Source organism: Leptodesmis sp., from assembly GCF_052746595.1.
Map to the genome: position 1 here is coordinate 1 of NZ_JBRAGO010000123.1, position 12,180 is coordinate 12,180.

General features: G+C 46.7%; 16 protein-coding genes. 2 read left to right on the forward strand and 14 right to left on the reverse strand.

Annotation, left to right across the window (positions count from 1 at the left end; genetic code table 11):
• Positions 1-1,041 precede the first annotated feature (1,041 nt).
• Together ACUVQO_RS20170 and ACUVQO_RS20175 are read left to right on the forward strand one after the other, a co-directional pair.
• A complete protein-coding gene (locus tag ACUVQO_RS20170; RefSeq protein ID WP_445927624.1) occupies positions 1,042-1,626 on the forward strand; it encodes a PA14 domain-containing protein in 585 nt (194 codons plus the stop codon).
• 331 nt (positions 1,627-1,957) lie between these two features.
• On the forward strand, positions 1,958-2,284 hold the full coding sequence (locus ACUVQO_RS20175) for a hypothetical protein (protein ID WP_445927625.1): 327 nt from the start codon (positions 1,958-1,960) through the stop codon (positions 2,282-2,284).
• A 40-nt stretch (positions 2,285-2,324) separates the two neighbouring features.
• Here ACUVQO_RS20175 and ACUVQO_RS20180 read toward each other — a convergent pair whose 3' ends face one another.
• The 14 genes from ACUVQO_RS20180 to ACUVQO_RS20245 all read right to left on the reverse strand — a co-directional run bounded on the left by ACUVQO_RS20180 (position 2,325) and on the right by ACUVQO_RS20245 (position 11,880).
• Positions 2,325-3,470, reverse strand: coding sequence for an acyltransferase family protein (locus ACUVQO_RS20180; RefSeq protein WP_445927626.1), 1,146 nt, complete (start codon positions 3,468-3,470; stop codon positions 2,325-2,327).
• Positions 3,471-3,605: 135 nt separating this feature from the next.
• A complete protein-coding gene (locus ACUVQO_RS20185; RefSeq protein WP_445927627.1) occupies positions 3,606-4,418 on the reverse strand; it encodes a glycosyltransferase family 4 protein in 813 nt (270 codons plus the stop codon).
• Positions 4,419-4,555: 137 nt separating this feature from the next.
• Positions 4,556-4,858: a glycosyltransferase gene (locus ACUVQO_RS20190; protein WP_445927628.1), complete on the reverse strand. Its 303-nt coding sequence runs from the start codon at positions 4,856-4,858 to the stop codon at positions 4,556-4,558.
• On the reverse strand, positions 4,834-5,622 hold the full coding sequence (locus tag ACUVQO_RS20195; RefSeq protein WP_445927629.1) for a glycosyltransferase: 789 nt from the start codon (positions 5,620-5,622) through the stop codon (positions 4,834-4,836). The genes ACUVQO_RS20190 and ACUVQO_RS20195 overlap by 25 nt, the downstream gene beginning before the upstream one ends.
• A 94-nt stretch (positions 5,623-5,716) precedes the next feature.
• Positions 5,717-6,310, reverse strand: coding sequence for a hypothetical protein (locus ACUVQO_RS20200; protein WP_445927630.1), 594 nt, complete (start codon positions 6,308-6,310; stop codon positions 5,717-5,719).
• Positions 6,262-6,918 carry a hypothetical protein gene (locus tag ACUVQO_RS20205; protein WP_445927631.1) on the reverse strand — a complete coding sequence of 219 codons (657 nt, stop codon included), beginning with the start codon at positions 6,916-6,918 and terminating at the stop codon, positions 6,262-6,264. Before ACUVQO_RS20205 ends, ACUVQO_RS20200 begins: the two co-directional genes overlap by 49 nt.
• A 107-nt stretch (positions 6,919-7,025) precedes the next feature.
• Complete coding sequence (locus tag ACUVQO_RS20210; RefSeq protein ID WP_445927632.1) at positions 7,026-7,346, reverse strand: hypothetical protein; 321 nt, start codon at positions 7,344-7,346, stop codon at positions 7,026-7,028.
• A complete protein-coding gene (locus ACUVQO_RS20215; protein ID WP_445927633.1) occupies positions 7,346-7,654 on the reverse strand; it encodes a hypothetical protein in 309 nt (102 codons plus the stop codon). Before ACUVQO_RS20215 ends, ACUVQO_RS20210 begins: the two co-directional genes overlap by 1 nt.
• Before the next feature lie 163 nt (positions 7,655-7,817).
• A complete protein-coding gene (locus ACUVQO_RS20220; protein WP_445927634.1) occupies positions 7,818-8,096 on the reverse strand; it encodes a glycosyltransferase in 279 nt (92 codons plus the stop codon).
• A complete protein-coding gene (locus ACUVQO_RS20225) occupies positions 8,075-8,350 on the reverse strand; it encodes a glycosyltransferase (protein WP_445927635.1) in 276 nt (91 codons plus the stop codon). Before ACUVQO_RS20225 ends, ACUVQO_RS20220 begins: the two co-directional genes overlap by 22 nt.
• Before the next feature lie 87 nt (positions 8,351-8,437).
• A complete protein-coding gene (locus ACUVQO_RS20230) occupies positions 8,438-8,962 on the reverse strand; it encodes a hypothetical protein (protein ID WP_445927636.1) in 525 nt (174 codons plus the stop codon).
• Positions 8,955-9,824 carry a glycosyltransferase family 4 protein gene (locus ACUVQO_RS20235; protein ID WP_445927637.1) on the reverse strand — a complete coding sequence of 290 codons (870 nt, stop codon included), beginning with the start codon at positions 9,822-9,824 and terminating at the stop codon, positions 8,955-8,957. The genes ACUVQO_RS20230 and ACUVQO_RS20235 overlap by 8 nt, the downstream gene beginning before the upstream one ends.
• Complete coding sequence (gene hepC, locus ACUVQO_RS20240) at positions 9,751-10,596, reverse strand: heterocyst development glycosyltransferase HepC (protein WP_445927638.1); 846 nt, start codon at positions 10,594-10,596, stop codon at positions 9,751-9,753. Before hepC ends, ACUVQO_RS20235 begins: the two co-directional genes overlap by 74 nt.
• Positions 10,597-10,917: 321 nt before the next feature.
• Entirely contained in the window at positions 10,918-11,880 is a 963-nt protein-coding gene (locus ACUVQO_RS20245; RefSeq protein WP_445927639.1) for a nucleotide-binding protein, read from the reverse strand.
• Positions 11,881-12,180: the final 300 nt, after the last annotated feature.

Sequence of the window (12,180 nt, forward strand, 5' to 3'; positions counted from 1 at the left end):
CTCCCTATAACATCAATTTCGAACAAGCTGTCCCCAGAAGGTAAAACGAGGAGAGTTGATCCTTCGGCTTGTCCTTACTGATAGGTTTTTGAGGGAAAGCTGATACCACTTTGGCTAGCTTGCCAAAACCGAGAGCTAAGGGCTGTGCGCGAAGATAAAATCCCTGCGATGCTTTACGGCTAATGCCTAACACATCCTGCAACTGGAAAATGATTTGATGGCAATTCCCTAAAATTGAAATTGAGCGTTAGGGAGTTAGGGAAATCTTGATTTCTTAACGTTCAATTTCAATACAGTTTGAATCGTAAATTATAGAGTTATTTGTCTGATTGGCTGACAAAACTCTCTCGCCTTCCCCTCTCCCAGAGCGGGAGAGGGGAAGATCCGATTCCAGTGCCCTCTTCCAAGTTGGGAGAGGGCTAGGGTGAGAGTGGTTCGGGCAACAATGCAAAAGATTTGTCAGTCGATCAGGTTATCCGTTCACAAGTCTGAGTCACCAAACTAATCGCTTCCGTTGTTCCCCGTAAAAACACAATTTCTGTAGCTTCTAGCATCAGCGAGTAAAGGTGTTGAAATACATCAACTTTAGGTATAAATCCTATTGCAAATCTTAGTTATTTCGCTACTCTGATAAAAGTCGATTGCAAAAGTTTAATAAGTTTTCTAAAGCTTTTGTGAAGCACATCATTGTATCTATTCCTTTAAGTAGAAATAGTGTTTCTATCTCTCTTGCTTAAGTCTCTTAAAGGGATAGTTAAACGCTTGCAGGCAAATCATTCAGTATCCGAATTTGGTACTTAACCAGTAAGAAAAGCAGACATCCAAATGTAATCCAGTGACTTTTGCGATCGTGATGTTTGACTACGCTCAAACACTACACCTATTCGTCAATCACCCTGACGACTGAAGTTGCGGCTATACCGAGAAAACCTGCCGACGCAGGTTCCCGAAAACCTTGATTGTATTGAGTCTGCGTCGGCAGACTTGGTGAGTGTAGTCGCGGTTTTAACCGCCAGATACTGTTCAAACGCCTTTTGATTCATGGATTTGATCACCCAAACTGCTATCACAACCTCATCTACCTTAGTTAACGGATTACAAGCAGACTACTATGAGGGGCGCAATTTTAATATTCTGCGGCAAACTAAACTCAATCCAACCGTTAACTTCCTATGGCAAGCCGGCGCACCCAGTTCTTCCCTACCATCCGACAACTTTTCTGTACGATGGACAGGACAAGTACAACCCAAATACTCGGAAACCTATACCTTCTATACCAATTCTGATGACGGAATCAAGCTTTGGGTGAATGGTATACCCCTGATTGACAACTGGCTACCTCATGAAGCAACTGAAAACAGTGGCACTATTACTCTGAATGCAGGCCAGCTTTATACCATTCAACTAGAGTATTACGATCTAGTAGGCGATGCTGTTGCTCAATTAATGTGGTCTAGTCCCAGCCAAACGAAGGAGATTATTCCCCAAAGTCAACTCTTTCCGAGTTCTATATTGAGTGCTAATTCAGTTCTAGAAACGGCAAAACCTGCTGCTAGTTTCATTGACTCGATCGGTATTAACACTCTATCCGTTACTATGACACGGCTTACGGCAACTACTCTCTAATTAAGCAACGCCTGCAAGAACTGGGAGTCAAGCACATCCGGGATGGGGGCAGTGATCTGACCTGGATTCAATGAATTAACGACCTGGCCAGTGTAGGAATCAAATCAACCTTAGTCATCGATCCTAACATCGGCGTTGGCCCGGATTCTTCCTACAATATCAACCCGCTAGGTTATACAGTGCAGCAGTTGGTGAAGAATATGCTCCCGAATGCGGTGGATGCGGTCGAGATTTTGAATGAGTTCGATGTTTTTTACACCAACGGTTATACCCACAACGGCCAAACGATTATGGTTCTCCTAAACCAGCCTTTATCGCCCAACAAAACTTGATGCGATTGCTAAATGATACGCATACAACCTTTACACCGGGTTCTCTCAGTTATTCTTTTAGTGGCAATGTTCAGAATATTCATCACACACTATTGCAGAAGAGTAATGGTGATTTTTATCTAGCGCTCTGGTCTGAGGTTCCCAGTACGGATCAGAATTATGCTCAAACGGTAACGTTAAACCTTACAACTCCCATTAGTCAGGCAACAACTTACTTACCGAATCAGTCTACCACCCCGATCGCCCAATATACTGCTCCTAATCAGTTAACCTTGACCATTCCTGACCACCCATTACTCGTACAGCTTACCCCTGCTACCCGGTAAGTACCTATTGGGCTTCTTTCTGCCACTCCAGGGGATCGGCTCATCTGCCATCTCTTTGCTTACAATACTGCTGATACTTACAGTTAAGATAATGGAGTAGCTGCTTTTCTACAATAAGGTAGAAAGCAGTACCTACGAAAGTAGCAAAGATAATAGCCAAGATGATGAACAGGTCTGGAAATGGTAGGCGAGAAATATACCAGAATTTTGTAAATATGGTTAGAGCAAAGTAATGCGTCAGATAGATCAAATATGATGCATCACCAAACAAAATTAATTGCCGATTAAATTGAAGTTGCTGATTTAGTTCTAGAAATAGTAGTCTAGCTACTAAAGCAGCACTAGGAAGATCCCACAGTAACAGCCGAATTAGAGCCTGATCATCAATCAGAATAGTTTCGGCTCTGCTGGTATTGCCATTGCCTAAAACAATCATTCCTAGAAGCATTAAAATTGCTATTCCTAGCAATCCATATGATACATTCGACTTTAATCGTGAACCGGAAAGATAGAGCATACCAATCAAACAGCCCATTAAAAATTCAATAATAATAGGATTGGTCATAAACCTAAACAGCGGGTTGCTAATCTCCGGTACAAATAATCCGATACAAACCAGCGAACCCATGAATGTCATCAGTTGAACAATAAAGTTCTTGCGCTTGAAAAGTAAGAATACAGCTACAACTAGATAGAGATAGAGTTCAAAGGATAAAGTCCAGCCCAAACTAATAATGGGGAAGATAAAGTTCTCTTGATCAAAAATGGGAAGCAGAATAATTGATTTGATGGTTGTGCTGAGGGGTAATCGCTCAGGATGGCGCACAAATGCATGAATTAACTCAACCAGAGTCAAGGCCCAGTAAATAGGCAAGATACGGAGTAATCGTTTGGCAAAGAAATCTTGACAACCATGCTCTCTAACAAACTTTCTGGCAACTAGAGTGATGATAAAGCCACTAATCACAAAAAAGATATCAACTCCCACAGCTCCAAAGCTCGATAAGTGGAAAAACTGGCGTTGAAAAGCTTCTCCATTATTCAGCTTCATCTGATGACCGATCGCATGGGAATGAATCACCAATACTGCCGCCAATTCACGCAGTACCTGAATCGAGAGAATCTTTTGATTATTTTGCGAAGCGGCTGGATGAGTTGCTCGATGACTTGCTAAATTGTTAATCATAATGTTTCTCTTACAATTGCTCATTGGTCATTGATTATTGGTTTTAAATTATAGACAAACGTCTATTTCCAGGATTGCAATTTTTAAGAAGAGAGACTTCAAACTGTTTTTGGCTTGGTTCTCCTTCTTGGTCAGCTACTGTGTACACACAATAGGTTTCAACTCTTGATAAACTGCCAGAGTTTCCTGATGCATTCGGCTTACCTGTGTCCACTCTAGATTCTGGTGCGATCGTGATTTCCAGGCGTTAAGTAGGCCAGGATCGCTCAACAGTTGACTGATGGTGTTCGCTAACCTCTCGATATGGCCAGGTGGGACTAGAAGACCTGCTTCACCAGAGTCTAACGCTTCTGGAATACCATCCACCTGACTGGCAACGATGGCACACCTGGCCGCTCGCGCTTCTGAAAGTACCAAACCAAATGGTTCCTGGTGAGAGGCCAGCACAAACACATCGGTTGCCTGCAGATAGCGGACTGGCTGAGGTTGGAAGCCTTCAAAGTGAATGCGATCGGCTACCGCGGTACGTTGGGCCTGGGCCATGAATTTAGGCCGATCGGGGCCATTCCCTACCAGATATAAATGGACTTTGGGAATCGTCAGCGTCACCTGCTCAAAGGCCGCAATCAATTCAGCAATTCCCTTGCGCTGATACATACCAGCGACCGTAGTAATGGCCAGACGCTGTAAGGAAACAGGGGGTAAGGATGCTGCCGCAGAAAAGCGATCACGTGGGCTATTGAGGGTGCCATTACACACAACCCGAATTTTGGCACCCGGAATGCCCCGTTGCACCATCGATCGCGCCACGGCACGACTGACCGCAATCACGCGATCGGCCAATCCCATCAACACCACACTCCGCTGAAGTTCGTTATGAACCGTGGAGACCAGGGCATAGGGGTATTTTGTTTGACCATATTTAGCCAGGACAATCCCTGTCATCATGTGAGCATGATGATTTATCCTCCAAGTTCAAGGGGTGACTGTTGTAGTGGCAACTCAATGCCTGAGTGAGTCGAAATCTGATGGAATAATTGAGCAATTTGTTGATGAACCGTGTTGATATGGAAACGATGGCTAACCTACTCTTTGGCCATTTGAACCATTGCGATCGCCAGTTCATAGTGAGACTGACAATGAATGATTGTGTTTGCTAGAGCGATCGCATCTCCGGGTGGAACCAGCCATCCCGTATGACCAGATTTGATTAACTCGATCATGCCTCTAGCCTGGGCTGCAATCACCGAACGACCACACAGCATCGCCTCTACCACCACTCGTCCCAAGGGTTCAGGAGCCGTTGAAGTATGCGCGATCGCATCACAACTATGCATTAAAGCCACCACATCTGAATGAAATCCTAAAGAGTGCACCCGTCGTTGCAATCCCAACTCTTGACTTGCTGATGCAATTCCTGAACGTAATTCTGCTCACCATATAAAGCATCTCCCACAAATATGGCAGTTACGTTTTCAGGACAATGAGCCAGCGCTTCTAGCAAAATATGCTGTCCTTTCCAGGGAGATAAGCGGCTGAAGTGACCGATGACAAACCGATCTGGCCAGCCCCATTGAGTTCGGATTGGATCCACAGGGACAGGACGTTGATAAAAAGCTGGATCAAACCTGTTGTAAATTACAGTGGTTCGAACCGCCTCCCCTCCCGCTGCAATGAAGGCATCCCGTGCCGCTTCAGAGGTAGCAATCACTTGAATGGCAAACTGATTGGCCAGAGTGACAGCCAAACGCAGGTTACTGGTACTAAAATGATCTGCTGAAAGAATGTCATGCAGATGATAAACCAGGGGTCGCTGGGATAAGACACTGGCTAACGCACCGATAACCAGCGCTTTTTGAGTATTGGCGTAAACCAGGTCATAGTGGTGACTGAGCTTCACAACTTGAGCCACGATCGGCAGTAATTGTCCGAGGCTACTCAATCCCTGCCACCAATGGCTTTGTTTCCGAACGTGAATGGTGCGATCGCTCAATATCTGCACCGGAAGCTGGTGTTGTTCTAACAGGTGTCTGAATGGACCATCCGTAAACAAACCCACCAGGGCGCGATCGCGGTAAGGCCGCACAATGTCGAGTAAGCATAGTTCTGCACCTCCCAAGTTTCCACTTTGATCGAGAAATAGAATCTTCATAAGCACCCTACTGAGTGTGATAGGCTTTACGAAAAGCAAATGCCAATTTGACAGCAACGGATAGACAGGGATGGTGTTGGAGAGACGGGCTGACTCATGACTCCTCCTGACATTGCCAACGGTAATAGCGTTGGGCGGCTAAAGCCATTCCTGCAAAACCCCAGAACACAACTCTGGAGAGGGCGATGGTAGGATTGCCCAACCCAATCTGAACAAACACTCCCAGACTAATGGCACGGGCGGCACTGATAAAGGTATCTGAAACTGCCTCAGTAATCTGAAATAGACTGAGGATCAATAGAAAAATGCCTGCTAAATAGGGCAAAGCACCCAGCCATCCGAGAGTAAACAAAATCGTGAGAATGCCACTGTCATTGCTGCCCAGATTGTCACTTGCCAGCACGAATCCTAAACCTTGTCCAGGAACTTCAGAGAAGGCGGCTCCCAGAATTTCGTCATATCCGGCTAACCGGGCATTAAAGCTGACATCATTCTGCGTATCCGAAAGAGAACCTAAACGGGCTGAGATGGCACTGGAAAAGGGTTGCAGATTAATTAACGGAATCAGCGCGATCGCCATCACCAGAATTGTGATGATTAACCGCATCTGTAACCGAGGCTTCAAGGCTGGGATAAAGGTTAATAGAGCGACAGCCCACCCCAACCAGGCCGATCGCACAAGAGACAAAAGAAAAGCCGATACCCTGCTCCAGCCCCTACAAACCGGATGGAACTGCGACTGGTAAATAACAGCACCAGACCAGCCATCATCACCGTAGCAAACGGGCCAGGAGAATTCATCGTACTGAAAACTCGTATTCCCAACGGTTCAGGAGTTCCAAAGGCAACCGATTTAGAATTGAGCGGATTCCTGATTAATCCGACGAGCAGACCATAGACAATGGCGATCGTGGCCAGGATAAAGGGCAAGCCATCCCGACGGTAAACCCTGGGTAGCTGTTGCACAAAGGTCATTGCCGTCACAAATATCACCAGAAAGGGAGCCAGTAACACGGGATTGGGATCCAACCAGTCACTCTGAAAGTCAATCAGGCGATGCAGAAAGGGCGTTAGAAAAGCAACCCACCAGGTATATCCCAGGTAGAGAATGGGATAACGCTGATATAACAGAATTCCCACTACCAGAGCACCCGCCGGATAAGCCAGCCGCAGCAATCCTCCCGCATGTACCAATAAGCACAGGACGGAGAATCCAATCAGCCCCAGAATTGCTGTCCACGCCAGGGTAGGCTGTAATCTGAGCAGGGTAGAACGGGTAGAAGCGTAAGTCTGCATAGCTTACTTCAGAAGGATTTCTCTGTTTACAAGGGAGTTACCAGATGGATTTGCGATCGCTAGAGCATGATTGGCTTGCCAATCAAGGTCATAGAGTTTGATTTCTTTCAGAAAAATGTAGTAACTCCATAACATTGCCAGCGTAAAGCCAGCCAATCCCTGGCGATACATTCGGATTCAGAAATGCCATTGGGAACCACATGGGCCTTTTCCGGACGGATACCTAAGCAATCGATGGCATAGGCACGATCGCGTTGATTCAAAAACAAACCGAGATCCGCATTTCGCATGGAAGCTGCCGCTTCCCACAGCCGCACACTACCTCGGTACAGGGGATATTTCCAGCTAAAGCGCAAATTTCCCCGACGCACTTCTTCCAGGTATTCCTCGTGCTCGATGTATTCTAAACCATGACAGCGGACGATCACTAAAGGATTTTGGATTTTGGGTTTTGGATTTTGGATTGGCGCAGGAAGGAGTGGAACCAGCTATCTGCAGTAAAGGCATCGACCACATCTAATCCTTGCTGGCGGTTGAGGGTGGAGATGTGGGAGGCGACAAATTGCGGGAAGGCAGCGACTTTCAGCAGGGAATGCAGACGGGAGGGAAGGTCATCCAGGCAGTAGAAGCTCACCTGATGGCCCAGGCGCTGATATTCCTGTTGTAGCCGTAACGTCACGTCGATCGCGCCAGCGTTGGGATTGAAATTGTAGTGGCAGGTAAACAGGATGTTCATGGACGAGGTAGGAAGTTTTGAGTTCTAAGTTTTGAGGTTTGAATTGAAAAGCCCATCAAAGTCAAAGTTGGTGCTGGAGGTAATCTCTGAGACCTACCCCCTAATCCCCCTCCCTACAAAGGAAGGGGACTGTTCAAATTCCCTCTCCATTTCGGGGAGGGGTCTACAGAATTTCTATCGGCAATCTCCCGAAACAGAGATTCAAGGATCTGGAAGTTCTTGTGGGCATTGAATTTTGGGTGGCGAGTTGACGTGCTCTAAGACCCATAGTGGAACGTAGCTGAGGGTTATTCATTAAAGTGCAGAGACTTTGGGCCAGAGCTGGACGATCGCCCGGTTGAATCAGTAATCCAGTTTCTTCATATCGCACCATTTCAGGAATCGCACTAATGGCCGTGGCAATAATCGGTAATCCAGCCGCTATTGCTTCAATAAAACCCAACCAAAGGGTTCTGAATAGGTGGGCATGACAAATACATCCGCTTGATGATAAAGCTGCAACCACTCCGGGGTATAAGCTTCAATCTGGCGATGAATATGAACCTTGGGATGATTACAGTGGATGGGAGCCGTAGTGACCAGATGCAATTCTGCATCGTTGGCAAATCCTTGCAAGAAAACTGCCAATAAATCATGACCACCCTTACGTTCAAAATCACCCCCGATAAACAGGATAGTAAAAGGCTGGTGAGTCACTTTTGCAGGACTTTCAGGAAGGGAGAACAGAGCCAGATTAACACCGGGATAAATGACTCTGACTTTGCTGGAATCAATATCATAGTCCTAAAGCATGAACTGACGGGTACTCTCAGAAAAAGTAACGATGGCAGCAGCTTTTTCAAAGGCTCGTTTTTCAATCTCGTAGTGAGGGCGGTATGTCCAATGAAGTTGAGGATCTGTTTTCTCCTTGGCAACCTGGATAATAGTGCGATCGATACTGATTACAGTTGGCCACTGCTCCATTAAATCCAGAGACAGGCAGGCCAGAGGTTGAGTATGGAAATGCAAAACAGAGTAACTGGATTGTTTTAACTTCCGTAAGGCTAATCGTCGCGCCATGTACGCAAATCCCAGTTGAATTCGCAGCAGATGAGCGGTTAGATTTTGATCACGCAACCAGGAATTTTTCGGAACATAACTCAGTAATCGATTCAGAATGCGAGTGTGAATTTCTCGATCGTCGTTATACCAGCAAAAATCGACATTACAGGCAAATACTTGAGCAAAATGAGTTCTCATTAAATGCCCATAAGTTTTGTGTCCCAGATATTCTTCAATGATGGAAAGAACCTTGCGAGTATTAGCCATCGTTCACCACCTTGAAAAGAATTTTTTCAATCCCATCAACCATTGAATCCAGACTGAATTTCTGCAACACATACTCACGGCTTCTCATACCCAGAGAGGGATCTGTCTCGCGCCAGTGCAGGATGGATTGCAGGGCCATTGCTAAATTAACTGCATTTCCTGGGTCCACCAGATGAGATTGAAACCCCCCAGTCAATACTTCAGGGATGCCTCCAGTACGACTGGCAATCACCGGAGTTCCACAGGCCATCGCCTCAATGATCACTCTGCCAAATGGTTCCGGCCAGAGGCTGGGCATCAAAGTGACATCACTGATCTGATACAGAGAAGCGGTTTGAGTCAGATGTCCTAAAAAGGCAATCGAATCCTCAATCCCCAGTTGGTCTAACAGGGCTTCCAGCGATCGCTGATATTTCATCCCCTCTTCAGGACATTCCTTCTGCTTCTCCAAACTGACATGCAACAAAGGTTTTCCAGCAATCAAGAGCTTGACATCTGGATAGGTCTGTTTGACTAAAGCAAAGGCTTTAATCAGGGTTTCAATGCCCTTTTCCTTATCCAGACGACCGACAAAGGAAATCACACGAGTCGATTCAGGAATGCCCCATTGCTGCCGCACTTGAGCAAAATCCATGGCAGGCGTGAATTTGTTGGTATCTGTCCCGTTGTAAACCAGATCAATCTTATCCGGCTCATAGCCCAACTTTGACCAGACTGATCGCGTCTGATCCGACACGGCAATAAACCGCCTGACCCCTTGCAAACCAAACAGTCGCTGTCGGTTGAAGTCAAAGGGAGGAATTTGTAGATAACAGAGTAGGGGAATCTGGTGATAGCGAGCCAGAATAAGACCGGGTAGCAATCTGCCAGATACCTGTAATTCCCGGTAAAGCATTCAGGCGATGTTGCATTTCGGGACAGATCCGCACCGCATCGTACAACGCCCAGGGACGAGGCCCTACCAGACTCATCTCACCTCGCAAAATATTGAACAATTGTGGCAATTCATCCAGACTATATTTGCGAATCCACCACCCAATAGGAGTAATGCGGGGATCATGTTCATGTTTATGCAGTCCACTCTGTGGCCCCATCACCTGATGATGTAGCTGTTCTGCACCGACAATCATCGTGCGGAATTTACAGATGCGGAATAATTTACCCCGCTCTCCGACACGCCATTGATAAAAGAACACCGGGCCTGGAGATTGCCAGTAAATTAGAGCCGCGATCGCCAGCAGCAGCGGACTGAGCACCAGCAGCAACAGAAACACCACCAACCATTCCAGTCCCCGCTTCAACCACCAGGTCAGCTTATTGCGCTTACGTGGCAGTTCGGGAGTATTGGGAATCTGGAGATAAACTGCTTTCTGGGTTTGAGCACAGGCATTCGCCCATAATTCCAATTCCATTTCCTCCATCGTTGGGGGTAGAGTCACACGCTGCGCTGGCGATCGCTGTAAGCGAGTCACCAACCAGTCCTGACTGGTGGGTTTAGCCACACAAACTCGCTCAGAGGTGGGGGGCAGGCGAAGAAATAGATGCTTTTGTCGCCATTTCATCATGTAAGGCGTGGAGCGATCGCAATCAGGTTGCAATAATTTTGAATTGTTGGCGGTTGAAAGTAGAGTCATGATTGATAACACTGTAGATTTTCATAAAGACTGCAGCTAGCAACTCTTCTATAGCCAAAATTTGACAGAGAAAAACTTGTTCATCAGCAATTAAGAAGTCTTATCATAAGTCAAGTACGAGTTCATTGTACTATCTGCTCCATTAGCGATGATCCCAATTATATTCAACTTATTCAGCACCACTAACGCCTGGTTCAGTTCAGTGCGAGTGACCTGACCAATACGCCATACCATCACGGTTCCCTGGCAACAGGAAGCAGCCAGAATAGCATCCACGATTCCTAACACTGGTGGAGCATCCAGGACAACCAGATCAAAATTTTACTCAAATATTGCCATCAACTCTTGCATGCGGTGAGAGCTTAAAAGTTTGGCAGGATCGGCTGGGGAAGGGCCAGCCGTGAGAACAGACAGAGAAATATCCGAATATTGCCCCGGTAGCTGCATACCATCTCGGTTTAGTAATGGTGTATTTGTGGCCAGCAGGGTTGAGAGGCCCCAATCGTTGGGTAGATCCAGTTGCTTGTGCAGGCTAGGGCGACGCAAATCGGCATCAATTAACAACACCCGCTGATGCAATAGAGCCGCACTGATTGCCAGCCCCAGAGCAATCGTCGATTTCCCTTCTCCGGCCAGGGCAGAGGTCACAACTAGCGATTTCACTCCTGCTGCGGTCGGTAATAACTGAATGTTTTTGTAAATCAAATCCAGCGCTTCCCGGAAGGGTTGCCAGTAAATGACCTGCATTGTGGATGGAACAGGCAGATCAGGACGAGAAAACGGCAGGTGAATGATCACAGGCACGGTTTCACGCGGCAGAACAGGTACCAGGCCCAGCAAGGGGAGAGAAACCTGCTTCAGATCATCGGACGAATGTACAGCATCATCGGCACTATCGCGCACAAAGGCCGCGATCGCCCCCAGCATCAGCCCTGCCACCGCCCCTAAGAGCAAATTGCGTTGCAAATCTGGCCCGACTTTCATCCCTAATTTGGGCTGTTCTACCACCTGCCAGTCAAATCCACCTCTGGCAATTTCCAGAGCCAATTTCTGACGGGCTTTTAGCAGTTGTTGAAACGTGGTGCGATTCAGGTCTACCTTGGGTTGCAAGCGACCATATTGAGCCAGCAAACCGGGAAACTGTTGAAGTTGAGTCTGCAGCGATCGCTCTGATGCCGCCAGACTTTGAGCCTGGGCAGTCAGGGCAGCCAGATTGACTTGCGCCTCTGCCAATTGACCCACCAGGGCTGTATCCGTCTGACTCAATTGAGCTTCAGACAGCATGGGGTTCTTATTCGACCCTGCCAAATCGTTACCTAACACCTGCTGTTGCTCTTGCTGGATTAACTGTTGCTGCCGCTACCGTTGTTGCTCTTATCAAAAAACTCAAATTCTCTAGCCGGACTTGGTTTAGACCGTCAAATTTAAGTAGTAGTCGCATAAACACTCCCTTGTTTGGTAGATGGCCCAGTGATTTTTAGTACACCGAGTTTATGTTTCGAAACTGCAAAGTTCCCATAAAGATAAAAAGGGGTGCGTGTCACCTTCTAGAGAGAAGATTCATAACTGATTATTGAGATAAGC